The sequence below is a fragment of the Calderihabitans maritimus genome (genome assembly GCF_002207765.1).
Lineage (GTDB): Bacteria > Bacillota > KKC1 > Calderihabitantales > Calderihabitantaceae > Calderihabitans > Calderihabitans maritimus.
Genome location: NZ_BDGJ01000018.1, coordinates 1 through 23765, shown reverse-complemented (window position 1 = coordinate 23765; position 23765 = coordinate 1). Strand labels below are relative to the sequence as shown.

General features: G+C 46.7%; 22 protein-coding genes, 1 tRNA gene and 2 pseudogenes. 6 read left to right on the top strand and 19 right to left on the bottom strand.

The features are described from left to right. Window positions 1–47: 47 nt before the first annotated feature. Complete coding sequence (locus KKC1_RS02820; RefSeq protein ID WP_088552993.1) at window positions 48–890, bottom strand: flavodoxin family protein; 843 nt, start codon at window positions 888–890, stop codon at window positions 48–50. A 129-nt stretch (window positions 891–1019) separates the two neighbouring features. Next, window positions 1020–1976, bottom strand: coding sequence for an MBL fold metallo-hydrolase (locus KKC1_RS02815; RefSeq protein ID WP_088552992.1), 957 nt, complete (start codon window positions 1974–1976; stop codon window positions 1020–1022). Between the two features lie 183 nt (window positions 1977–2159). On the opposite strand from KKC1_RS02815, the gene KKC1_RS02810 reads away from it, so the two are divergent. Further along, window positions 2160–3167 carry an asparaginase gene (locus KKC1_RS02810; protein ID WP_088552991.1) on the top strand — a complete coding sequence of 336 codons (1008 nt, stop codon included), beginning with the start codon at window positions 2160–2162 and terminating at the stop codon, window positions 3165–3167. A 12-nt stretch (window positions 3168–3179) separates the two neighbouring features. Here the strand turns inward: KKC1_RS02810 and KKC1_RS02805 are convergent, their stop codons facing one another. From KKC1_RS02805 to KKC1_RS02790, 4 genes are read right to left on the bottom strand one after another with little or no spacing between them, the layout of a single operon-like run. Continuing rightward, a complete protein-coding gene (locus KKC1_RS02805; protein WP_088552990.1) occupies window positions 3180–3752 on the bottom strand; it encodes a 2-oxoacid:acceptor oxidoreductase family protein in 573 nt (190 codons plus the stop codon). Then, window positions 3752–4573, bottom strand: a complete 822-nt coding sequence (locus KKC1_RS02800) for a thiamine pyrophosphate-dependent enzyme (RefSeq protein WP_088552989.1) — start codon at window positions 4571–4573, stop codon at window positions 3752–3754. Before KKC1_RS02800 ends, KKC1_RS02805 begins: the two co-directional genes overlap by 1 nt. After that, window positions 4570–5703, bottom strand: a complete 1134-nt coding sequence (locus tag KKC1_RS02795; protein WP_088552988.1) for a 2-oxoacid:acceptor oxidoreductase subunit alpha — start codon at window positions 5701–5703, stop codon at window positions 4570–4572. The genes KKC1_RS02800 and KKC1_RS02795 overlap by 4 nt, the downstream gene beginning before the upstream one ends. Beyond that, on the bottom strand, window positions 5700–5921 hold the full coding sequence (locus KKC1_RS02790; RefSeq protein ID WP_088552987.1) for a 4Fe-4S dicluster domain-containing protein: 222 nt from the start codon (window positions 5919–5921) through the stop codon (window positions 5700–5702). Before KKC1_RS02790 ends, KKC1_RS02795 begins: the two co-directional genes overlap by 4 nt. Window positions 5922–6084: 163 nt before the next feature. Here KKC1_RS02790 and KKC1_RS16675 point away from each other — a divergent pair, with 163 nt between their 5' ends. Continuing rightward, entirely contained in the window at window positions 6085–6237 is a 153-nt protein-coding gene (locus tag KKC1_RS16675; protein ID WP_238134170.1) for a CBS domain-containing protein, read from the top strand. Window positions 6238–6325: 88 nt separating this feature from the next. After that, window positions 6326–6718: a CBS domain-containing protein gene (locus KKC1_RS16670; RefSeq protein ID WP_238134176.1), complete on the top strand. Its 393-nt coding sequence runs from the start codon at window positions 6326–6328 to the stop codon at window positions 6716–6718. Between the two features lie 129 nt (window positions 6719–6847). On the opposite strand, the gene KKC1_RS02780 is transcribed toward KKC1_RS16670, so the two are convergent. After that, entirely contained in the window at window positions 6848–8560 is a 1713-nt protein-coding gene (locus KKC1_RS02780) for an adenosylcobalamin-dependent ribonucleoside-diphosphate reductase (RefSeq protein WP_088552986.1), read from the bottom strand. Between the two features lie 152 nt (window positions 8561–8712). Then, on the bottom strand, window positions 8713–11445 hold the full coding sequence (locus KKC1_RS02775; protein ID WP_088552985.1) for a UPF0182 family membrane protein: 2733 nt from the start codon (window positions 11443–11445) through the stop codon (window positions 8713–8715). Between the two features lie 94 nt (window positions 11446–11539). Between KKC1_RS02775 and KKC1_RS02770 the strand changes: the two genes are divergently transcribed. Then, window positions 11540–11995 carry a 2-thiouracil desulfurase family protein gene (locus KKC1_RS02770; RefSeq protein WP_088552984.1) on the top strand — a complete coding sequence of 152 codons (456 nt, stop codon included), beginning with the start codon at window positions 11540–11542 and terminating at the stop codon, window positions 11993–11995. Here KKC1_RS02770 and KKC1_RS02765 read toward each other — a convergent pair. The 10 genes from KKC1_RS02765 to KKC1_RS02715 all read right to left on the bottom strand — a co-directional run bounded on the left by KKC1_RS02765 (window position 11955) and on the right by KKC1_RS02715 (window position 21602). After that, complete coding sequence (locus KKC1_RS02765) at window positions 11955–12536, bottom strand: SGNH/GDSL hydrolase family protein (protein WP_088552983.1); 582 nt, start codon at window positions 12534–12536, stop codon at window positions 11955–11957. The two genes, KKC1_RS02770 and KKC1_RS02765, sit on opposite strands and share 41 nt — an antisense overlap. Continuing rightward, window positions 12520–13983, bottom strand: coding sequence for a geranylgeranyl reductase family protein (locus KKC1_RS02760; RefSeq protein ID WP_088552982.1), 1464 nt, complete (start codon window positions 13981–13983; stop codon window positions 12520–12522). Before KKC1_RS02760 ends, KKC1_RS02765 begins: the two co-directional genes overlap by 17 nt. A gap of 19 nt (window positions 13984–14002) precedes the next feature. Beyond that, window positions 14003–15715, bottom strand: a complete 1713-nt coding sequence (locus KKC1_RS02755) for an ABC-ATPase domain-containing protein (RefSeq protein ID WP_088552981.1) — start codon at window positions 15713–15715, stop codon at window positions 14003–14005. A 513-nt stretch (window positions 15716–16228) separates the two neighbouring features. Further along, complete coding sequence (locus KKC1_RS02745; protein WP_088552979.1) at window positions 16229–17314, bottom strand: cytochrome c3 family protein; 1086 nt, start codon at window positions 17312–17314, stop codon at window positions 16229–16231. A 163-nt stretch (window positions 17315–17477) separates the two neighbouring features. Beyond that, entirely contained in the window at window positions 17478–18230 is a 753-nt protein-coding gene (locus tag KKC1_RS02740) for a formate dehydrogenase subunit gamma (protein ID WP_088552978.1), read from the bottom strand. Window positions 18231–18254: 24 nt separating this feature from the next. Further along, a complete protein-coding gene (locus KKC1_RS02735; RefSeq protein WP_088552977.1) occupies window positions 18255–19142 on the bottom strand; it encodes a cytochrome c3 family protein in 888 nt (295 codons plus the stop codon). Window positions 19143–19394: 252 nt separating this feature from the next. After that, complete coding sequence (locus KKC1_RS02730; protein ID WP_088552976.1) at window positions 19395–19595, bottom strand: hypothetical protein; 201 nt, start codon at window positions 19593–19595, stop codon at window positions 19395–19397. Window positions 19596–19671: 76 nt separating this feature from the next. After that, window positions 19672–19827 (bottom strand): hypothetical protein, encoded by a 156-nt coding sequence (locus tag KKC1_RS15975; RefSeq protein ID WP_153802843.1) that lies wholly within the window; start codon window positions 19825–19827, stop codon window positions 19672–19674. 370 nt (window positions 19828–20197) lie between these two features. After that, the gene (locus KKC1_RS02720; protein ID WP_088552974.1) at window positions 20198–20389 is read right to left on the bottom strand and encodes a hypothetical protein; all 192 of its coding nucleotides are present in this window, start codon (window positions 20387–20389) and stop codon (window positions 20198–20200) included. Window positions 20390–20660: 271 nt separating this feature from the next. Next, on the bottom strand, window positions 20661–21602 hold the full coding sequence (locus KKC1_RS02715) for a D-alanine--D-alanine ligase (RefSeq protein ID WP_428844923.1): 942 nt from the start codon (window positions 21600–21602) through the stop codon (window positions 20661–20663). A gap of 341 nt (window positions 21603–21943) precedes the next feature. Here KKC1_RS02715 and KKC1_RS02710 point away from each other — a divergent pair. Continuing rightward, a tRNA-Trp gene (locus tag KKC1_RS02710) sits at window positions 21944–22019 on the top strand. A gap of 540 nt (window positions 22020–22559) precedes the next feature. Here KKC1_RS02710 and KKC1_RS17910 read toward each other — a convergent pair. Then, window positions 22560–22829: pseudogene (locus tag KKC1_RS17910) on the bottom strand (hypothetical protein). 255 nt (window positions 22830–23084) lie between these two features. On the opposite strand from KKC1_RS17910, the pseudogene KKC1_RS17320 reads away from it, so the two are divergent. Then, window positions 23085–23689 (top strand): annotated as a pseudogene (locus tag KKC1_RS17320) (multicopper oxidase family protein); the annotation flags it as partial. Window positions 23690–23765 lie beyond the last annotated feature (76 nt).

Sequence of the window (23765 nt, the reverse complement as noted above, 5' to 3'; positions counted from 1 at the left end):
TAAGGAATCCTTTTGCTTTCTACAACCTAGTTCGATCTATAGTTCTTCTACTCTTCCTTATACTTTTTTTGGGCTTCTTTTACCGCCTTCAGATTTTCGCGGAACCTTTTCCTGGTCTCTAGAATCCAATTAACCAGGTGCTCCTGACGGTGTTGCGGTGTCCAAAAGTGCTCTTCTCCAGGCTCGAACTCCAAGGAAAGATTACTGCCTTTTCCAGTAATTCTCCCTCGGGTAAGACAGATAGGACACAAGATGTCTCCCGTCGAGGTGATGCGAAAGACTCGACCCCTGCATACAGGACACTGGTTCGGTTCTGCCGCCGGTTCGCTTAACTGCGGATTGGTCAAAGATTCAACCAAAAAAGATGCCGCTTCACGAACTTGGGCGATTAATTCCGGTTGCAGTAATACTTCGCCGGGACCCGGTGCATAGGCTTCCAGTCCCCGCAATACGCTAAATCCATATGCCAATACCATTTGGTTGAGGAATTCCAGCCCGAGAGGGTTCCACCGGGGATTTCCCGCCACCGAAATAGTGACTGCTTTCCTACGTCGTTTCTCCAAATCTTTCAACCTTGGTGAAAGCATTAAGGCGCGGTCAGTCAATGCTTTAACTACAGCCACAGGACTGAAAATATAGGTTGGGGCGGCAAACACCAGGCCGTCGGCCAACCAAAGTTTTTCCAATATCACCGCCATGTCATCCTCTAAGGAGCAACGGCCCTTGTAAGCACAGGCCAGGCAGCCGCGGCACCCCTTCAAGTCATATTCATCAAGGTAAAGAATTTCCGTTTCTGCCCCGGCCTCGCGGGCCTGCTCCAAAGCCTCTCTTACCAAAACGTCACTGTTTCCAAGCCTCCGTTTGGAAGCCACTATACCCAAGATTTGCATCCTCTCACCCCTCCTCAAAGCCAGCGAGTAAGTTTAATAAACTAGATCCCCAAATAGCTGAACAACTTGACATTCCCGTAGCCGGCAGACCCCTGTAGCTTCTAATCATCCGTTCTTCGCATGAGTTTCCTATAATGTTTCAATATACCGGAAGATCCCCTTTGCCGAAAGGTTCAGCATACCGAACAAGAAATCCCACTCTTGCGCTGCTGCCGGGCTCAGGTTGTTCGGCATATCTTTTGTATCACCAAATATCCATTGCCGGCTATACTCTTCCAGAGTTGAAACCAATTCTTCAGCCGTTTTCCCTGCTTTTTTGAGATTTTTTGCTATTTCCAGCCAAATGGCCACCTGCCCGGCTACGATTTCAAGTAACTGGCGCGCAGGCTCGCCCAAACCGAAATGCGTGTAGTAAATCCTATCAATCTCCCTTAAGGCCATCCGGCTTAATGATTTAAACATGAGGGCGCCGTCAAAATCGGGAGGAGGAGTAGCAGGGCGCAGTACTGGACTTCCCTGCTGCCTGCTCAGCTCCGGACTGAATACCCCGGCAGCATCGCCACTGAACAGGCCTCTAGACTGCCGGTCGTAAATACAGATGTGATGCTTGGCATGCCCGGGAGTTTCCCATACTTCCAACACCCGGTTACCTAAAGATAGTACCGTACCCTCCCCTGCTGCCATTATTCGGTCTTCCGATAAAGGTTCTATTTCGCCCAACTCCTTCATCTTTTCCGGCCCGAAAACCGCTAGAGCCCCTGCCCTCAACCGGGAAGGATCTACCATATGCTTGACTCCCCTGGGATGGACCACCGCTGTTGCTTTAGGAAAGTGCCGACTGAGTACTCCCAGACCGCCGGCATGATCCAGGTGAATGTGCGTTACCGCCAAGTATTTTACCTCCTCGGGGCGTGTGCCAAGCTCTTCTGCGGCCCGGACTACCACCTCGGCTGAACTAGCTGGTCCAGTTTCAATTAACATCCATTCTTCTCCCCGTACAAAGTATCCCGCTGTGCGGCCCTTATGGCCGCAATCCTCAAGATCCACTTGAAAAATATCACAAGGCAGTTGCTGGATATCAACCAAGGCACCCCACCTCCAGATAAAAGAGTTGTTTGGTTTAAATAAAAACTATAGCAATTTTTATGCCTGAACCATCGAGAACAATCGAAGCAAAATAAGGATATTTAATGAGCTTTCGGCAATAGTTAATAAAAGAAGGAGTTTGAACGCCTTTGACGAATTGGTAGTGACAAGGAGCTGGTATTAATGTCGGAGGTCTTGATAGAAGTTACCCGGGGCGGATTAGTAGAGAGCATCCACCGCGGACACGCGGTAGTGGTAGATGTCGAAGGCAATATTTTGTACTCTGTCGGTAATCCCTATTATTTTACTTACCTGCGTTCAGCAGCTAAACCGTTGCAGGTTATACCCCTGATAGAAAGCGGAGCAGCGGAACGTTTCTCCTTCACCCCGGCGGAAATAGCAGTAATGTGCGGGTCTCACGCCGGAGAACCGGTTCATGTAGAGACAGTGAAAAGTATCTTGGATAAGATCGGGGCGTCCCCTTCAGCGCTGCTCTGCGGGATACACCGACCTTTTCACCGTCCTACCGCCAACCGACTGATAGAAAACAGAGAAAAACCCACTGAGTTGCACAACAACTGCTCCGGTAAGCACTCAGCTATGCTGGCCCTCGCCCTTCATCACGGTTGGCCGCTGGAAAAGTACTTGGCCCCTGATCATCCGGTTCAGAAAACTATGCTGGACACTATCAGTCATATGTGCCAGCTGCCTGAAGAGGAAATAGTAGTGGGTACCGACGGATGCGGTGTTCCTGTCTTCGGCATGCCCCTTTATAACATGGCTCTCGCTTTCGCCTCCCTTGTAGAACCCCGGAAAATCTCGGGTAAAAAAAGGGAGGCCTGCCACTTTATTTCGGAGGCCATGTTGTCTAATCCAGTCATGGTGAGTGGTAGCGGCCGAATCTGTACGGAATTAATAAACCACGGCAGAGGCAATATCGTTGCCAAAGCCGGAGCGGAAGCCGTTTACTGCCTGGGTATTAAGAATTATGGCTGGGGAGTAGCCCTCAAAATTGAAGATGGCTCCCAGCGTGCAGTAAGTCCAGCGGTAATCGAAATTCTACGACAGCTTCGTCTCCTTGATGCTTCCCAGCTTCAGGCTTTGAATGAATTTCACCGGCCGGAAGTGAAAAACTTCCGTGGCGAAACCGTAGGTATGATCAGGCCTGTCTTCAAGTTGAAACACTGCTAAATTCGGTATGCCTTACAGTAACGGCAGCTCCACTTGTTGAGCCGTACTATAGGCATAAGCTATGCGCATTCCTTCCTTGAAAGCCAGGACATTCAGGCTTACCGCCTGGCGGCGGAAATGGCGTTCCAGAACTTTTTGCAGGGACAGGGAATCCGCCACGGAGGTTAATAAGCTTATAGCACCCAGAGCCAGAATAGTTACCCCTCTCTCGTGGTTTATTTTCCGGGCTGTAGCCACCATGGGCAGGCCTATCTGTTGGACAGGAAGGGAAAGGTCAGGCTGAACCGTTTCTTCATCAAAAATAACTAAACCGTTATTTTTAGTTTTCGCGGCATAGTATTGGTATCCCCTTTGCCCCAACGCCAGGAGCAGGTTCGGTTCCTGTACCAGGGGATATAGAATTTCTTCCTCGCTTATAATTACAGAAGACTGGCTGTATCCACCGCGGGCTCTGGCTCCGTAGCTTTGAGTCTGAGCGACGTATAATCCTCGGTCAATTCCTCCTGCTTCTGCCAGGATCCTTCCTCCGAGTCCCAATCCCTGTCCACCGATGCCACTAAGAATTATTTCCCAACGCTTTCCCATCAATTCGACCTCCTTGCCACCGATGACCGGTAGGTCTCAAGAAAATCGGGGCGTTCCCTTTCCACCATAATTCCCCGCCAGAAGTAGTTTTTCTTTTCCTCCGGCGGCAGAGCCTGATATTTTTCTAAAGGCAGTGTTCGGTTTTTGAACCAGTTAAGCATTCCCACGCTGTCTCCTATTTCATTGTAACGGCCGTAATAGGTCGGGCAGGGCGTCAAAACCTCTACCATTGAAAATCCTTTCGTCTTTATTGCCCTTTCTATAAACCGCTGTACCTCCCGGACATGATAAACAGTTGTACGGGCGACAAAATTGGCTCCAGCTACGTCTGCCAATGCACAGAGGTCCATGGTAGCTTCTGTCTTGCCGCTGCGGGAAGTACTAGTAACACTGCCCAACGGTGTAGCGGGAGAAAACTGGCCTCCGGTCATTCCATAATTAAGGTTGTTGGCGATCACGGCAGTTACATCGATATTACGACGGGCGGCATGCAGCAGGTGATTACCCCCGATGGCTGCTCCATCTCCATCCCCCATTAAACAAATCACCGTCACATCGGGGCGGGCAAGTTTTATTCCGGTAGCAAAAGCCAGCGTTCTACCATGGGTTCCTTGAAAACGGTGACAGGTTACGTAGTCCCCGCTCCTACCGGAACAACCTATACCCGTAGCCAAAACTAACTTTTCTTTTGGAATAGCCAATTCAGCCGCAGCCATGGTTATGGCTTTCAGAATTACCCCATGTCCACAGCCGGCACACCAGAGATGGGGCAAGTTTTCCCAGGCAATATAATCGCCGTAACGAACTTCCTTGGGACTCATGCGGCTACCTCCTCAATCATTTTGAGTATCTCTTCCGGTGTAATTACAATCGTATCGGTACGGCTCACCCGTTTCACTTCAGCCAACGATCCGACAACCCTTTCTACTTCCAGTACCATCTGCCCCAGGTTCATTTCCGGTACCATAACCACTTTTGCTCCTGAACAAACTTCCCGGACCTTAGCTTCCGGAAAAGGCCAGAGAGTTCTGAGTTGTATGGTCTTTACCGCAATACCTCTATCCTCTGCCATAGCCTGGGCTTTGCGAGCCGCTCGCGCCGACATTCCGTAAGATATGAGAACAATATCTGCATCTTCTTCGCCGTATACCAAGGGCTGAGGCAGTTCGTCAGCAAATTTTTCTATTTTTTCGACCAACCTTTGGGTCAGATTGCGAGCAACTTCTGGGTTAGCCGTGGAGTAACCCCTCTCATCGTGTACCAGTCCGGTAACTCGTAAAATATAGTCGTCTCCAAAGCTGGATAAACGCGGAACCAGTTTTTCATCAGGAGCATAAGGTTTGTAATCAGTTGCGGGACCGGAAGGTCGCTGGCGCTCGACGATTCTTAATTGGGAGGGACCAGGTATCTTCACCTGCTCTCGGAGATGAGCCAAAGCAGCATCAGTGAGAACAATTACAGGATGACAAAATCGTTCCGCCGCATTAAAGGCTTCTACCGTTAGATCGTAGCATTCTTGTACCGAGCTGGGTGCGATTACAATTGCTCCATGGTCTCCGTGCGTACCCCAGCGGGCCTGCATGACATCACTTTGAGCAGGTTGGGTAGCCACCCCGGTGGCCACACCATAACGTTGAACATTAATTATAACACAGGGAACTTCGGCCATTATGGCAAATCCGATGTTTTCCTGCATAAGGGAAAAGCCGGGCCCGCTGGTAGCCGTAAAAGCTTTCATCCCGCTTAGGCTCGCGCCAATAACTGCGGCTATTCCGCTAATTTCGTCTTCCATCTGGACGTAAATCCCCCCGTAATCGGGTAGAATACGGGATGAAAGCTCCGCGATTTCAGTCGACGGGCTGATAGGATATCCGGCGTAAAACCTGGCACCGGCATCTATAGCACCGTAAACGCATGCCTCATTACCCTGCCAGAATTTTAGCGAGTTCAACTGGACTTCACCTCCACTTCAATAGCAAAGTCGGGACATCGATAAAAGCACTGCCGGCAGCCTGTACAGCGCTCAGCAAAAGTTCGCTCGGGATATCCCTTTTCACCAACTGTCAACACATGTTGGGGACAAAAGCTTACACAAATCCGGCAGCATTTGCACAGATCATAATTTACCTTTGGCTCATACGATAGGTATTTTACGGCCTCCTTACCCATTTTTATCCCCCTTGCCTCGGTAAGTATTGCTCTTCAGCACCAGTATTCTAGACAACAATGGCATATTCCTTTATTGAACCTAAAAAAAGGCAATAACTCACGAAGGATACGGCTTCTGTTTGGCGAATATTTTAGTACCGAGACTTATTCGGAGGTGATTAACGTGTTTGTACGTGATCATATGACCGTGAACCCCATCACTGTGCCAAAGGACCTGTCTGTTTTGGATGCCCTGGAATTGATGAAACGCCATAACATCCGGCGGTTGCCCGTGACTGAAAAAGAACAGACTTCTTGGACTAGTTACAGAACATGATTTGCTCAAAGTATCTCCTTCCCCGGCTACCTCCCTCAGCGTTTTTGAGCTCAATTATCTCATTTCTAAGATGAAGGTCGGGGAAGTGATGATTAGAAATCCTATCTGCGTCGCTCCCGACACTCCCATTGAAGAAGCAGCCACCATTATGAGAGAACATAAAATTGGAGATTTGTTGGTAGTAGAAAACGATAAGTTGGTGGGGATAATTACCCAGACTGATTTATTCGAAGCGATAGTCAATCTCTTCGGCTTCCGTCGACCCGGCACAAGAATCACTGTGGAGGTAGAGGACAAGGTAGGCGTACTTCACGAATTGGCCGGAATTATTAAAGAAGCCGGCATAAATATTATTAACGTGGCTACCCGCCAGACCTCTCCGGGAAAATCTCAAGTTGTCTTGCGTCTGAACGTCGCCGATGGCAGAAAGATTGCGGCTGAATTCGAAAGGCACGGCTTCAAAGTTATCCATATGAGTTAACCGCTCCAGACATTGCTTCTCCATATGCGCGCGGAAAGGTTAGTACAAAAAATGCCGGCTTAGCCGGTTGAAGTTGTCCCCTTGCCCTAGGATGGTACAGAATAATACCAAACCCCTTACCTTGGCACCTTATCGACAATTGCAACAGGCTCCCGGCACGACCACATCCTCCTCCCGGGTTCCTGCCCTGTACACCGTGCAGCCTTTGCACCCTAAATGATAGGCCATCAGAAAGGCCTTCCTAACTTCTTCCTTGGTTGCCGTGGGCCTGAGATTGATGGTTTTGGAAACAGCGTTATCACAGTGAGCCTGAAAGGCCGCCTGCATTCTGACATGCCACTCGGGGGAAATATCCCAGGCGGTAACAAACACCCTTTTCATCTCTTCCGGTACACCTTCTACCTGCTGTAGACTTCCCCTGCGCTTCACTTCTTGCAGGATTCTGTCTCTCGTCGTCCTCTCAAAATTCTCAGTCAAGTATTTTTCAAAAACCGGATTCATCTGGGTGACCGCATAATCATCCAAGATTCTTCGCGTTTGTACCAAAGCAAAGACCGGTTCAATGCCGGGAGAAGTCCCGGCAATCATACTGATGGTACCGGTAGGGGCAATGGTAGTACAGGTGGCATTGCGCCGGCGCTGGCCGCGGTAAACACTGATATCAATGTTTGGGAAGTCTCCCCTTTTTTCAGCCAAAGCGCTAGAGACGGCATGGGCTTTTTCTTGGATAAAGGCCATCACCTTCTCCGCCAGTTCCACCGCCTGGTTGCTGTTGTAGGGCAAGCGCAGCTTAAACAGCATATCCGCCCATCCCATCACCCCAAGGCCTATTTTCCGGTTGCTCTGGACCATCTCGGTGATCTTCTTCAGTGGAAATTTATTGATCTCGATGACGTTATCCAAAAACCTGACAGACCACTCTACCGTCTCGGCTAAATGTCCCCAGTCCACCTGCCCGTTTCTAACCATATTGGAAAGGTTGATGGAGCCCAGGTTGCAGGCTTCATACGGCAGTAGCGGCTGTTCCGCGCAGGGGTTGGTTGCTTCGATTTCACCCAGCGCGGGGGTTGGGTTACCCTCGTTCAGGCGGTCCAAAAAGATGATTCCAGGTTCGCCGTTGCTCCAGGCATGTTCCACGATCAGCGAGAAAACATCCCAGGCCTTAAAACGGTTATAGACCTTACCGTTGAAGTGAAGGTTGTAGAAACCGTCATTTTCTAGGGCCTCCATAAATTCTTTGGTCAAGCCAACAGAGATATTGAAGTTTCGCAGCGTTCCCGGTTTGCTCTTGAGAGATATAAATTCTTTTATGTCCGGGTGATCTACCCGTAAAACAGCGATGTTGGCTCCGCTGCGCGCACTTCCCTGCCGAATGGCCTCCGCTGCACTGTCAAAAACTTTAATAAACGGTAGTGGCCCGGAAGCAATTCCGCCCGTACTGGTCACGGGGGCACCTTTGGGACGAATTCGCGAGAAGGAAAACCCGGTTCCACCCCCGCTTTTCTGAATAAGAGCTGCCTCCTTAACCGCATTGAAAATCCCCTCGATACTGTCCTCCACTGGTAAGACAAAGCAGGCCGCCAGCTGACCCAACTTCGTTCCGGCATTCATCAAGGTAGGGCTGTTGGGCAAAAAATCGAGACTCGTTAACATTTGAAGAAACGTATCTCTGATCTTATTTACTTGCGTTGAAGATAGCTGGGGATTTATCATTTTTTCTGCAGCAGCCACAGCATTACTTACCCGGTAGAACAACTCCTCGATAGTCTCTCTGGACCCGTCCGCCTTCTTTCGCAAATACCGCCGTTCCAATATAATCTTTGCCGTCTCCGAAAGTCTCATAAATCTACCAACCCTTTTCAGGCCACTTCAACCATTGACATAATCTGAAGGAATTTGTTGGAAATTGTCTAATAATAATAATCATTACTTATTATCCACAACTTTTTCCACTTTTCCACAGCATGGTTATTTTTAGGAAAAAAGTTAGGCACCTATTCGACTTGTCGAGCCATCTGTTGGAGTGTATCCTCCAGTTCTTTTAGAAATTCTCCATAACCTGCCCAGTCTCCAGCGCGTAACCTGTCCTGGGCTTGGTTGAAAAGCTGAAGGGCTTTCTGAACCATTTCCTGCAGTGGCAGTGCTACCGGTTCCTCCTCAGGTTTTTTCGACAGCTCAGGTCTTTCTGGAGGTACTACTTGTTCTTGACCAAAAAGTCGGCGTAAAGCCTCTTCCAGAGTCTCCGCCATCACCACTTTTTCTTCAAAAACAACAATTACTCTTTTGAATTCAGGCAGTTTACTTTCTTCTGCCTGTAGGAACAGAGGTTCCACGTAGAGAATCGAATTTTCTATCGGCAGTACCAGTAAATTCCCCCTGATCGTCTGTGAACCCCTCTGATTCCATAGGGTCAGCTGTTGGGAAATCTCGGAATCCTGGTCAATCCTAGCTTCAATCTGCAGGGGACCAAACACTCTTTTATCTTTCGGAAACTTAAACAGAATAAGCTTTCCGTAATTTGGTTGGTCGCTACGGGCAGCCAACCAAGCTACCATGTTATTCTTTTTTGAAGGAGTAAAGGGCAGCATTAGCACAAATTCGGGTCTTTCCGAACCGGGAAGCTTCATGATCGTATAATAAGGCTCCATTTCCTGGCTCTTTCCGGCAAAAATTTCCTGTGGGATATTCCAGACATCTTCTTTATTGTAGAACACTCGAGGATTTGTCATATGGTAGGAAGTCAGAACTTCAGCTTGTATTCGGAAAAGCAGTTCCGGGTAACGCATATGGTTTCTTAAATCAGCAGGCATTTCCTCAAGTGTCCGGAATAAACCGGGGAAAATCGAGCTGTACGTTTTTGCTATTGGATCAGATGAATCTACAATATAGTATTCTACCTGCCCGTTATATGCATCAATAACCACTTTGACGGAATTCCGAATATAATTACCTAAATTTGGGACTGGTTCCGAATAAGGATACATATCGGTTACTGTATAAGCATCTTGTATCCAGTAAAGCCTGCCGTTGCTCACTACCAGGTAGGGGTCAGGGTCATAGAGTAGATAGGGAAAAACTTTTCTGACCCGGTCATGAATATTCCTTACATACATGATGCGGCTTTCAGAAGTCAGGGAACCGCTAAGCAACAATTTGTAATCCCCAAGTTTCCAGGCGTAGACTAAACGTCTCCAAAGAGAGCTGAGAGGCACGCCCCCTTCACCTTCATAACGGGTATCAACATTGCTATCTCCCCAAGGATAATCAAATTCTTCCGTTTTGGTCCCCACGACGACATATTCATTAGTCAGTTCTCCGTAATAGATCTCCGGTCGTACTACGTTAAGGTCGTCTGAGGTTGCCCGCGGAGGAATATCTTTAATGAAAAAGTTTGGCAGTCCTTCGGGGCTAACCTCATTTACCGGACTCATTACCAGTCCGTAGCCGTGGGTATACCGAAGGCGCCGGTTAACCCAGGTCTTCGCCCTACCGGGCAGTTGTTCTTGATTCATTTCCCTGGCGGCCAGCATCACCTGACGATATTTTCCGTTTACAGTGTATCTGTCCACATCCACGTTTTCAAAATCGTAATAAAGCCGAAGTTCCTGAAGTTGCTTGTATGTCTCCTGCAAAGGTCTCCAATCCCACAGGCGGATATTGTCAAGGGTTTCCCGGTTCTTCTGGATGTCTTCCCAGGAGAGGTCGTTCATTACCGGGAAGGTTTTTTCCTCCATTTGGTCGAGGTTATATGCAGAGCGAGTAAAGCGAATATTGTGTTTTAGGAACGGTTCTTCTACCGCAAACTCGTCCGGTTCCACTTTAAATTTTTGGACTAGAGCCGGGTAAACGTTCCCCAGGAGTACGGATCCGGCCAGCAGCAAAATAATACTGCCTACTACCAATCGAATGTTCCGAGTGAAGACATTAATTATTATTACTATAGCGGCCACGAGAGCCAGCAGGCTGAGAATTTTTAAGGAAGGTAGATGGGCATATACGTCCGTATAACTGGCACCAAAAGTCACGCCGCGAGGAGACCGAAGTAAATCATAAATGGCCAGCCGATATCCCCATGCCTTAAGGCCCAGCAGCAGAGCAACTAAAACGGATAGATGCAACTTGAAGGGAGCCGGTTTTCCCAATTGGAAGTAGTAAAAATCGCCGGGGTTGGCGACAAAATAAACCATCGTGACCAAAAGTCCCGAAACTACCAGCGCCAGTACGGCCAGGGAATAGACGTAACGGTAAAACGGCAATTCAAAAACGTAAAAGCCTACGTCTTTCCCCAAAATTGGATCCGAAATACCGAAAGAACTTTTATGAAGATAAGACTGAACCATCAACCACTGCCCTGAAGCTAAAGAGCTGAAGAATGCGGCCAATATAAACGCGATTATCGCGTAAAGCCATAATAAACGTCTAGGGGTCAAAAATCGTTGTATAAGATATGTTTTAAAAGAAATGACATTGTCGCCCACTAAGGTCATGTCAGGCCGGAGCACCGATTTTCGTGTTAAAAGTAAATTGGTAAAAAATACCACAAATAGTATTATAAACAGGACCGCCCTTAATCCCCAATCGGAAGTTAGAGAAATAAGAAAAACTTGATCTTTACCAAGGGTTTTAAACCAGAGCCAGTCGGTATATAGGTCAACACCGCTTGTTATCATTAGAATTAAGACCAATGCAGCTGAAATTACCGCCGTTACCAACCATTTAATTTTCATTATTTCCCTCTCCTTGCTCCTTTTAATATTAACAAATCGTCTTTCTTCTGGAATAATAGAGTTAAAAGTCCGGGAAGAGAGGTGTTTTAGCCAATTGATTATTGTCAGTGCCTGCCTAGCCGGAATATGCTGCCGCTATGACGGCGGCTCCAATTTTCGCCGCAATTTAACCCAGCTAATTCCCCGGGATAAGCTCGTCCTGGTATGTCCGGAACAGTTGGGAGGCCTTCCCACTCCCCGCCTCCCTGCTGAAATAGTCGATGGCGACGGAGTTCAGGTGCTCAGCGGTAGAGCACGGGTAATCAACTCAAGAGGCGAAGACGTTACCGAGGCCTTTTTAAAAGGCGCCGAAGAGGTATTGCGTATTGCCCGCCTGACCGGAAGTAAACAGGCGGTCCTTAAGGCACGAAGCCCATCCTGCGGCACCCGCAGGATATATGACGGTACCTTCCGGGGTAGACTTCGACCCGGCTCCGGCGTAACAGCCGCCCTTCTGCGAAAGCATGGAGTTAAAGTAATTGATGACGAGCAGTTTGGCCTATCTCCCTGAGTGTATCCGCTGCCACTTGGGCCATGGCCTGGTACCCTTCCCGGGAAGGATGAACATCGTCGATAAAATAGCGTTCCTCAGCCTTACCCGTTCCTTCATTCAATAAGGCGGAGAAAAAATCAATAATAACAAGCCCTTCTTGGCGGGCGTAATCCCGAAGCCGATGGCGAATTTTCTGTAGCTGGGCTTCCAGAAACAAGTCCAGGCTGGGAACTAGCAAGCCCAAAATCGGTTGAATATTGTTTTCCCTGGCCTTGGATACCAATCGACAAAAGTTTCCTAGAATGTAATTAAGATTTCTGCCGACAGCAGCATCATTGGTTCCCCCGAGTAAGATTACATGAGACGGGTTGGCTTCTGTTACATGTTTGTCAAATCGCCTTAACATGTCTTCAGTAGTATCACCGTTTATACCACGGTTTTCCATCGGTATACCTGTCTTTTTTTCCGTCAGGTACACCCACGACCAGGAAGGTCCGAAAGGATATCCGTAGGTTATGCTGTCCCCCAGACAAACTACCTTTTTAATGGGACTGTCCATGTTTCTCCCCTTTCCTGGATGAAAACTCTGAATTGCTTCGCAGTAAACACTTGAGAGTTGTTCCCGGCCTGCATACAATAAACTTCATGAGCCCCGCTATCAGCAACAGGCCAATTAGGCGGTAGGACAATTCTCCGGTGCAGAGAGCACGGATGGCTGCATGGAGATAGCTACCGTAATCCGTTTTTTCTCTTTCCCATTCCGAGGCAGCGATAAATAAGCGGCCGAACCACTCTTGACGACCAATAAAGTTGTTCAGGTAAAAAAGCTTCATTCCCACTCGATTATCCATAACAAATTCCTTCAATGGCCGGTGATAATAACGGGCAAAAGCCTTACGAGAGGCCCCATGATAGATTAAGGTTTCCGCGGCCAGTCGGGCGCCGTAAAAGGCGGCAAAATAGCCGTCTTTCAACACCCTACCATATCCACTCAAGTCTCCGATTACTACCCATCCATCTCCATAGAAATTCTGGGCCGGGCCGGTGTAAACACTCGCCCCGCAAATCAAGTGGCAGCGGAGAGCTTTCACCGGATCGGGAAGATCTAAGTACTTTTTTACTTCCGGATGATTAAAGAGCACCAGCAGGTCTTCTTCGGAAAGTCTTTTATTTAATGAAGTTAAGGTTAACCAATTCTTGCCTTTAGGAATAAAGGCACAAACAGCTTCCGGTACTATCCCGTCTAAAATAAACATTTTATTGGCTATTAAATTGCGTTTTGCCTTGCTAGTATCTACTTCAGTAACGCTGGCCGGCATAGTAGCGGGAGGAACATAACCGGTCACCTCCTGGAAATGTTGCAGTACCGGACGGTTTAAAGCCCGGAACCCGCAAGCAACTACTACCACATCCCCGGCCACTTCCTGAAAGGTTTTGTCAGGGTTGCGCCGGCTCAAAACCAGTCTCCATTTTTCCCCGGGCTTCTCCGGCGGAAGGATTTGTCGCACTATCGTAGGTTCAATTGTTTCCAGTTTAGTTTTTTGAGCAGGAATGCCGTCCATAATGCGTTGCTTGATAGAATCATCGAATCCCGGCAAACCGAAACGGCTGGTGCGCAACGTAGCGGTCAGACTGTCAGGCACCAGCACTTCAGTACTTCCACAGCGGTTGATAAAGACACATTCCTCAATGTTTTTCAGCACCAACTCGTCAGGAATATCCAACTGGTATAACTCTCTCAGAGTATTCAGGGCCAGGTTGGTAACCAAACCGCCGCAGTAATTACAGTTAGTACTGTTTATCAAAGTAACCGAGATATCCCGCGACTCCTTTTCCGCCAGGAGGAACAACTGGCGGGTAAATGCACTGCCGGCAATGCCTCCTCCTATAACAAGCACCTTGGACCCATCGGGCAGCGGATTAGTCGCCCGGATGCGCCGGTTTAATCGGGGAGGCCTGCGGCGCATACGAGTTTCTATTTGGTGAACAAAGAAGGGGCGTTTCAAAATAATCTCTTCCTCTCCTCTAATGTACCCGCAGCGTGCGCAGGCGATTGACTGCCGCTGCCACTTCAAACTTCCGGGGCAGGGCGTAATCCCCCGGGTGCTGCCCGTAAAACGGCGAAATGCAGTCCAGCCCTTTTTCCTCGATCTCTTGAAAAACCAACTCTATGATTTCTCGTAAACTTCGTTTACCGTCAACATATTTTCTTATTCCATAGTATATAATATCTCCAACGGCCCTAGTCTGGCTAGGATCAACTAACTGTTCTACATATTGCAGGTTGATCTCTTGGCGGCCAAATCGAATAGCATCCACTCCCCTGGCATCAATTTTGACCTTTTTCCCCCGGGTGGCATCAAATCCTCCTACCGGGATACGATTCCTGACCGGTCCGAACTCAAGACCGCCTTCCGCTTTTCGGCCGGTACGAATGCGTTCCGCAATAGTTTTCGCTTCCGCCGTAACATCTTTGGGTATGTAGTGGTCCATGGCGATAACTGTATCGGCTACATCGAAATAGTCTCCTGAACCTCCAATAACCATAATCGTCGAAACACCTTTTTCCTGACTCAACTGGCGCACCTTATCAATAAATGGAGTTATAGGCTCTTTTTCTTTAGCAATTAACTGCTGCATACGTATATCTCTTATCATGAAATTAGTAGCACTGGTATCCTCGTCCAACAGCAGCAATTCCGTTCCCATTTCCAGGGCTTCCATAATATTGGCCGCCTGAGAGGTACTTCCACTGGCGTCTTCGGTAGAGAAATTATGAGTGTCTTGTCCGTAGGGAAGGTTGCTAATAAAAGGGCTAATGTCAACTTTTTCTATCCGCCGCCCGTCCTCTGCCCTGATCTTTACGGCACTGCTGTTGGTGACAACGAATTCTCTCCCGTCCCCCGGTATATGATTGTAGACTCCTCTTTCGATAGCCCGCAGTAAGGTGGATTTACCGTGATAACCCCCGCCTACAATCAAAGTAATGCCGGCTGGAATTCCCATCCCCTTTACAGCACCGCTGTTAGGTGTCTCAAAAATCACCTCTAGACTCGGTGGACTTTTAAACTTTACCACTCTATCCCCCCGCATCGGTTTATCACTGATACCGCTTTCCCGGGGCAATATCGCACCGTTGCCGACAAAAGCGACCAGATTCTTTTCCTTCAACCGGGAACGGATAAACTCCTGGTCTTCCGCCAGCTCTACATGCCGGCGAGCTCCCTCACCATCTATATTTTTATAAAACAGAGATTTTTCCACTATCTTGGGGAGTTCTTCAAAAAACATAGCGCGGGCTTCCTGACCGAGAACTCTTCTTCCTGCCGCCGGTAGGCCCATGACCAAACGGGCCTCCACATATAGGTCTGATACCACCATAGATGTACGTTCTATAATTTCCTGTCCCGGTCGATCTACTGCTATCATTCCACTTTTCCCTGTCCCCCGGTTACCACGGACAAATTTTTGAATATTCTGGTCCATAACCCTGGTCAAAAAGTCCTCCAGAGCCACTCTCCGAACTTTGTTCCGATAAAGCTCTTTAGGGAAGGAAGCAATTTCCTGCTGAACTCTCACTCTGACACGTGACGGCGAGGCAAAAGGATCTCCCTGGATGTAATCACAATAAAGGACAAATGCTCCAAACTGGTAGGCGCCCGCCAGCTCCTTATAGGCTTTATACCCTTTTCCGTCAATTTGTCGCAGCTTCCTGGCCAAATCATCCTGTGAACGCATCTATCACTACCTCCTCACCGTTAATGTTTCTCGACTGAAACCGAATTATCCTTCTTCCGCTCCTTCCGTCAGGCCAAAAACAAAAAAGCCAGCTTACGCTGGTCCTTGAAACTTTTCCCCGGTAACTATAGTGCTGTTAAAGCATGGCGTTGTTTCTGGAAAGTACTACTTTTGTCAACGTAATGCGTTTTATACTCGATATGTACAGGCCCTTGTGTCTCAATCAAAATGTATCTTTTGCAGTGACGGCACTTAATGATTATCGTATTTTCTTCTAGCTGGCAGACTATTTTTTTGCAACTGCACCTTACATTTTGCATAAATTCGACCCTCCCACCCCGCTATTTTCATTTTGTGAACGTTACCGCATTCACAATAGCCACACGTAATTTTTTTATACATCATATTCTATGTTTCTGTAAAAATTCCTCTAACCAAACCAAAAATTTCTATCAAAATCTTACCTAACGAGGTAAGGCCTACCCTCTGTGGGGTAGGCCTGGATAGATGCATCTACAGTTTTCTGGCCTGCCGGTGACAACTTCCACAACTGGAGGCGTCATGACACTGATAACATTTTTGATCTCCCTCTTCCTTTACTTTAACTCGGTGTTGCAACACCCAGTTTTCCTCATGTACTTGAAAATGGCATTGGCTACAATATATATCGGTGGTAGGCTTTACCGCCACCTCTTCCCCTTTTTCCCGATTATGACAGGCCAGGCATCCCTGGGCAAACTGGCGAGCCCTTTGTGGGTGGTATACTGAATAAGGTTTACGATGAGTCTCGGGCCGCTGCAGGTGACAGTTGGCGCAGAATGCATTTCCCCGAGCGACAATTCTTACATCAGTCAGGGGATCTCCTGTCGGCTTGAAATTCGCCTTCCTGCTTACATCATACTCGTGACAATCATTGCACTCACCAATATTTTTGAATGCTTCTTTTCCGTGCTGGGTCGACCACTGGGCGAGCCTGTGGTTGTCGGGAATCTGCTTATCGGAATGGCATACATTGCATTCCCGGGGGGCTTTGGCACCGTTATGGCACTCCATACATTTGTCCATAGGGATGCGATTTCCATAAGAAGTCAATTGCTTAACTTGTTCCAGGTTGATATCACCCGGATTTAGTTTTTGTTTCATTATCAATTGGTTAACATTAGCGTGTACTACATTCCGGTGACAGTCTATGCAATCTATTCCTTTAGTCATGTGTAAAGTATGCGGTATCAATAAGTCACCCGGTGGCGTAACTATTCGTTTCGGATTATGACATTGCAGGCAAATTTCATCGCTCATGAATCCGTCAACCTGAACCGGCAGGCGGTATCGTCCGGTCCGATGGCGAAATTTATAGGTCAGTAAGCTTATGTCTTGGTGGCATTGCCTACAGGGTACCGTACTATGAGCTGTCAGTTGCCAGGCCATAACTTGGGGTTTCATTATATGGCAGCTAGCACAGGTTTCGGGATTGCGATCGTACTTCAAGTATGACCCCAGCCCGTATCCCAGAACGGCAATGCATAGATAAACTAACACCAAGGTAATTCTTCTTCGACGTTTGGGCACCTGAGGAGGTACGTGGGACACAGCTTTCATGAGCAACCTCCTTTCCCCATCAAATCACATCAAACCAATAGGAAGAAACGCTCTGAGAAACCATATCAAAATCACTCCGTAGATGATAATTTCCAGCACAATCAGACCTTTACTTTGGGAAAAACGGGAATTAGCCACCCTGTAACCTCCTTTCTCACACCAATTACATTTTTATCTTTTCCTCTGGTGCTTTAGATACGGTAGACGGTGCTGGTCGGGAGGCGTCCTCTTCTTGCAACAAGCGTTCTAATTCCAGAGGATGTTCATGCTCCATTAGTTCGTGATCCATCTTGCCGTGGTACCATACAAAATTCATAGGGAAAAAGTCGGGACTGAAATGAACGTTATAAAAATGCCAGATAAATATAGCCAGGATAGCCAGCATAGCCTCATCGCTGTGCGCCACGCGAGCGCTGTCTATGACCCACCGGGGGAATAACGTAGCCGACCATTCCGGAAACCACATCATTAGCCCGGAGCCGCCCATGATGAACATCCCCCAAAAAACAGCCCAGTAATCAAATTTTTCTTTGTATGAGTACCGGTCAAAACGCGGTCTCTCATCCGTCAGCCCCAGCAAATATTTCATGTTTTGAACCAGGTCCCGGACATCCTTTAGGTTAGGCAGCATAGCGGTAGAAATCTTTCTGGTAACAGCGGGGTAAATTACTAAGTAAATCAAATGATAAACAGAACTGGCCAGCATGATGGTAGCTCCTATTAAGTGCACTGTCAGCATGTTATCAAACCCACCAAAAAGAGCCGTCACCTTCGGTGCCCAGGAGGAATAATTGTATTTGATAGGAAGGCCGGTAACCGTACAGATGATGAAGCTAGTAAACATCATAATATGCTGCAGGCGCTGGTGGATGTTGAAACGCTCGAACACTGTGGGTGTTTGCTTCCCTCTCAACATTTCATCACCTCACCCTTTTTCAATTCAATGGGAGCCCTGGTGCCCTTGTTTTAAATCTTTTAGTTTACGGAAGAGTTCTAACTCGATGTGAATTATTAGCAAAGTAATAGTTATAATCGTCAGCCAAGTAAAAAACTTCAAAGTGTAGTACATTGGCTTCCCTGGTCCTTCCGGCTTAAAAACCCAGTGTTCCACCCCTTTGGCGAAGTTGGGTCTAGGCTTGATGTGACATTGGGCACAAGTCTCGGGCACGTTATTCTTATGCACAGTCGACTCCGGATTTTCTTGACCCAAAATATTGTGAGAACCATGGCAATCGACACACGTAGCCGCCTTCTTACTCCCGAGGGAAACGGCCTTGCCATGGAAACTTTCCTCGTAGCTTTCCATTACTTCTCCCTGATGACATTGCTGGCAAGTGTGAGCAACGTTCTGCCGGTGTACTGAGGAACGAGGGTCCTCCTTTTTATAGATGTTATGACTTCCGTGACAATCACTGCATAGGGCTGCGCCCGCGTTTTCTTCTTCCAGTTTGCCGTGGGCACTGGTCCGGTAAACGGAATTAACGTTGACATGACACTTTTCACAATTTTGCACCACTTTCAAAGCCAACTTTCTGCCGTACGCTACTTGAGTATGAGGAATTTCCTGATTGTCAGAGTGACAGGTGGTACAAGCATTAGTTCCGTGCATTGAATTTTGGTACTCTTCCGGGTCTATATACAAGTTAATTTTTTCACCGTTTCTGGTGATTTGAAAGTCCCTATTTCCGTGACACTGCAGGCATTTTTCGTTAATAAGTTTCGCGGAATCTGCTTGTGTTGCTGCAGCAGCTCTTGGTAGAAACAATAAGGCAAAGAAAACGACATTTATAACTAATACTGCGACCCATACAGTCTTACCCAACCTCAAGGTCTTCACCCCTTTCACACAGTACTATCCGAGGCGTTATGGCCATCACGTGAGACCTGCTCATTTGTACTCAATTTTCCGCAATCCTTTATGGTCGGAAACAAACCCTTTCGTGCTGATAATGATAAACCGCTTGCAATGTCGACATTTTATAACCACGGTATTTCCTTCAAACTGACATACAATTTTTCCACATTTACACCGCAGGTTTTCCAGTTTTCCCATATTACCCCACCTTTTTCTACAGGTTTGCTATATAGGCCAAAAAGGAGGCCAAACTACAATGATAGTGACTATACTGGTCAAAAGGAAGATACCTGCTCCCAGAAACAATAGTGAAAAACCTTTCAACAGTCGATTTTTTATCGCCAGCTTGTAGTTAACCAGATACCAATCTAAACTCACAGTGAACAGAAGTATCAATGCCAACGACCAGGCAACAAGAAACTTCATCTTTAAAATCCTCCTTTCGATCGATAAGAAAAAAGGCCAGCGTATGCCGCCGGCCTCTGGACTTAAAGTCTCCGGACTACCCTGCAGTCGGGTTAAACCTTCCTTTTTCTTCCCGATGTATCCCTTTGGTTTTAATTACCAGATAGCGTTTGCAGTGACGACACTTTATAACGATGCAATTTCCCTCAAATTGGCTAACTATCTTGCCGCATAAACAACGCAGATCCTCCATATCTCGTCCCCCTTTCTAAAATTTTCTTAATCTTTCAAGCTATGGGTGGCCATATTACTATTAACGTTAGCAGCGTCGTAGTCAAGAAAATAAATGTTCCCAGGACCAAAAGTCCAATTGTCCGGAATACTCTGCTTTGGACCGGAATGCGGTAATAACTTAAGTACCAGGCAAGGCTGAAGCTAAAAGTGAAAATCAGGAGCAGCCCGATAACAAAAAGGATAGTCATGGGAAATCCCCCCTTCCATGAAAATATACTGGCGTTATTACACCCATCTCCCAACCCCTTAAACAACAAAAGGCCAGCATATTCCGCTGGCCTCTGGACTTAAAGTCTCTGGACTTTCCGTTACGCTATTTGTTTTTCTTTTTATTGCATATGGGAGAGCATACGTCTGTATGTTGGTTTGGCATAAGCTATTTCTGCGGACCGGTGCATAATGCCTTCCAACCCGCTGGTTTGAATGATAATAAACCTCTTGCAGTGGCGACATTTGATGATAACCTTATCTTCGTTGACCTGACATAAAATTTTGGAGCAGAGACATCTTAGGTTCTTCACTAGTTCTCCCCCCTTCTTCATCGGGCTTACCCGGGAATAAAAAACAAAAATGCTAGCTACTAAAACAAAAAGCCAGCATCTTCAAGTGCTGGCCTCTGGACTTAAAGTCTCCGGACTTTCCATTATTAATTTTTCCCTCGAAGCCCACGCTTCAAGGAGGAGCCAAGTTTGACCTTGTGATTATTTTCACAACTCCGCTACATTAAATTTGCTTCATTATATCTTATTCTCTATCCTTCAAAAAATTCCTTCTCTGGAAGAAAAAATTTTTTTAATTTTTTTCTTCCAAGGCTAATTCTACTAATTTATGAATTAAATCTGGAAACTCTATGCCAGCGGCTCGCGCAGCATCCGGAAATAAGCTGGTAGCAGTCATTCCGGGGATAGTGTTGACTTCTAATACATAAGGCTTCCCCTGTCGGTCAATAATAAAATCTACTCGAGCCAACCCCCGGCATCCAATGGTGCGATAAGTTTTCAAAGCCAAATTTTTGACCGCCAGGTCAGTTTCAGGCGGAATCCGGGCAGGTATAATGTGCTCACTAAGGCCAGGGGTATATTTGGCTTCGTAGTCATAGACGCCGGTATGGGAAACGATTTCAATCAAGGGAAGCGCTATAAGGTCTTTATTTCCCAACACCGAAGCCGTAACCTCTGTTCCCTCTATAAACCTTTCTATTAAAATCTCTTCATCAAAACGGAATGCTTCCTTTAAAGAAGGTAAAAGTTCTTCCTCCTTTTTGACAAAATACACACCGATAGTAGACCCCTGCGAGGGAGCCTTGATCACCAGAGGCAAGTTTATCTTGGAGATAATCTGTTTCTGCAGTGTTTTTTCGTCTAATTTCTCCCGCATAATACTATCTACTACCATGAAAGGCGGCGTAGGAATTTTCTCAAAGCAGAGGATCTTCTTGGTGGCGATTTTATTCATAGCCACTGCACTGGCCAGTACTCCACTGCCGGTATAAGGGATTCCCAGCATTTCCAGCACTCCCTGCACTGTGCCGTCTTCCCCGAATTTACCGTGGAGAGCAATAAAAGCAACATCCGGATTAATTTTTTTCAGCTTCTCTACCACTTGTCTGTCCACGTCAACTTTAACCGCATTATACCCTTTGCTTTTCAGGGCCTCATATACCGCTTCCCCTGTCTTTAAGGATACTTCTCTCTCTGCTGAAAGGCCTCCTAACAATACAGCCACTACCTTCAATCGAAATCCCCCTTGATGAGACATATTATTTACGTTTGCCACATATTCAGCTATGAAATCTAGTTGCTACATTATATTCCCTGCTACCTTCCGAAATCCCTTCCCGTAAGATCAAAACTGAAATACTTTTCTGTGCTATCTGCAGCACCAATGGGGGCGCGGCCAAGGAATTTTGTTGTCTATATAAATATCCGCAAGAATTTCAAGGTGTTTTTTGCCCATGATTTTCATTACTAAATTCTCACTGGTCTAATTAATCCCAACTCTGTTAGTATATATGCTGGCTGAGTTGCTAAAAATATTTGACACCCTCGTGGTTTTTCTTTATAATTATGGTGTACAGGGGAGTAGCTCAATTGGCAGAGTAGCGGACTCCAAATCCGTTGGCTGCAGGTTCGAGTCCTGTCTCCCCTGCCAATCTTTTTTCAGAGAACACAGGAATGACAAGGGTTTCGGCCCTTGTCATATTTTTTATATCAGTTTGATATTTTGGCCTTGTCTTGAGACCATTCATTCCTTAAAAATTCTAAATCTTCACGGACCGTTTTTAACAAATACTTTTGTCATCCACAACATGTACCTCCAGAAAGGAATTTTTTTGTTGATTCAACAGCAACCTTACTATTCCTTTCAGGTTCTAAAAACCTTATTCCTCTAAGTAACCCAAATCCCTAACAATCTGCAGTAACAACTCATCTTTCTCTTTTTGTGTTAATTGTTCCGGTAATTTGCCTTTTAGCTTCTCCTTAAGTTGCTGTTTATCGATGGACAGAGGCAAAGTTGTGCGGTAGTATAACTTTGCCTTAATTTTTATGCGGAAGACGCTACTATTTGGCTACAGTTGGGAGGTGATAAGAATATTTGGTTAGGAGGAAAAAGCTTCATATTTCCTACCAAAAACCCCGCGGGTCTTGGCCCCGGGATGTCTTTAATGTCTACAAAAATAACAGGCTATGATCAATAGTCAGCAAATAATTCCAATTGTGTACTTGCAGGCGGCCAAAATACTCCTAATACCATAAACGAGGGCGTCATAAACCGATTACCTACAATTAGGAATGAGTCCCTAGAAGGTGAAAACATTTCAACTAATCACTTCTGTCTAAATCTTTCGATAACTTCTTTTGTTTCATATCCGCGCCGCAAACGTCGATAGAGTTGTCCCGCTTCCCAATCAATGATTGACAGTTTATGTCCCAGACAGCTTGGATGATTACGTTCAAATATAAAAACCGATGCTCTAGCAACTCGAGGGGTAAAGGCCTCCTTCCAGAAAAAAGCGAAAGTTGTTGTTGGCCTATACTTTCGAGGGAAGGTTTGGCAGTCGGAATTAATATTGCTTTGCGTTTTGCCCAGTTGTTCTCAGTTCCAACAACAGGTCCCATTACCACAGTGTCGAAATTTGGTGTGAAGCTTTCCGCAAGTTAGAAATAGCATCCCTAGAAACCTTGTCTGCCAATGTCCTTTTCTTGGGAAATGAATCCGCCCCTTCCCTGGCCACCCTTTCCGCCAGGATTCCCAAACGCACAAAGACCAGTCCCGATAGTCCCGCATTTGCACGGTGGTGAAGTTCCGTCGGCTTTCGATGGTTATCCTAACGCGTGGTTTACCGCTGGTACAATTAGAGGTAAGTCCTTTACAACATCCCTCTATAATTATCCAAACGAGCAGCAACCTACTACTCTCTGGTATCACGACCATGCCCTAGGTATTACCCGACTCAATGTATATGCAGGACTTGCTGGCTTCTACCTACTACGAGATCCAAATAACCACCTTGAAAATCCAGAGTTAGCTATTCTTCCCACCGGGAAATATGAAATTCCCTTGGTAATCCAGGATAGGACTTTTAGGTTAAATGGTTCCTTATTCTTTGATAAAGTTGGTACTAACCCCACTTCCATCCCTACTGGACACCGGAATTTTTTGGTAATACCATTATGGTAAATGACAAGGTATGGCCAAATCTAAACGTAGAACGTCGACAATATCGTTTCAGAATCTTGAATGGCTCGAACGCCCGTTTCTATAATTTAAAATTTTCGAACGGACAATCTTTTGTACAAATTGGTTCTGATGGTGGTTTTTTTACAGACGAGCACAGAACGAAGTTAATACCTCAATCATGTCCTGCACTAAGTCGTCTTTGACTTCGCCCGGTTC

Bases quoted from the DNA above. Each gene is read 5' to 3' on its own strand.
- KKC1_RS02820 (WP_088552993.1), bottom strand. From the start codon at position 890: ATGCAAATCTTGGGTATAGTGGCTTCCAAACGGAGGCTTGGAAACAGT.
- KKC1_RS02810 (WP_088552991.1), top strand. From the start codon at position 2,160: ATGTCGGAGGTCTTGATAGAAGTTACCCGGGGCGGATTAGTAGAGAGC.
- KKC1_RS02805 (WP_088552990.1), bottom strand. From the start codon at position 3,752: ATGGGAAAGCGTTGGGAAATAATTCTTAGTGGCATCGGTGGACAGGGA.
- KKC1_RS02800 (WP_088552989.1), bottom strand. From the start codon at position 4,573: ATGAGTCCCAAGGAAGTTCGTTACGGCGATTATATTGCCTGGGAAAAC.
- KKC1_RS02790 (WP_088552987.1), bottom strand. From the start codon at position 5,921: ATGGGTAAGGAGGCCGTAAAATACCTATCGTATGAGCCAAAGGTAAAT.
- KKC1_RS16670 (WP_238134176.1), top strand. From the start codon at position 6,326: ATGATTAGAAATCCTATCTGCGTCGCTCCCGACACTCCCATTGAAGAA.
- KKC1_RS02780 (WP_088552986.1), bottom strand. From the start codon at position 8,560: ATGAGACTTTCGGAGACGGCAAAGATTATATTGGAACGGCGGTATTTG.
- KKC1_RS02775 (WP_088552985.1), bottom strand. From the start codon at position 11,445: ATGAAAATTAAATGGTTGGTAACGGCGGTAATTTCAGCTGCATTGGTC.
- KKC1_RS02765 (WP_088552983.1), bottom strand. From the start codon at position 12,536: ATGGACAGTCCCATTAAAAAGGTAGTTTGTCTGGGGGACAGCATAACC.
- KKC1_RS02755 (WP_088552981.1), bottom strand. From the start codon at position 15,715: ATGCGTTCACAGGATGATTTGGCCAGGAAGCTGCGACAAATTGACGGA.
- KKC1_RS02745 (WP_088552979.1), bottom strand. From the start codon at position 17,314: ATGAAAGCTGTGTCCCACGTACCTCCTCAGGTGCCCAAACGTCGAAGA.
- KKC1_RS02740 (WP_088552978.1), bottom strand. From the start codon at position 18,230: ATGTTGAGAGGGAAGCAAACACCCACAGTGTTCGAGCGTTTCAACATC.
- KKC1_RS02730 (WP_088552976.1), bottom strand. From the start codon at position 19,595: ATGAAGTTTCTTGTTGCCTGGTCGTTGGCATTGATACTTCTGTTCACT.
- KKC1_RS15975 (WP_153802843.1), bottom strand. From the start codon at position 19,827: ATGGAGGATCTGCGTTGTTTATGCGGCAAGATAGTTAGCCAATTTGAG.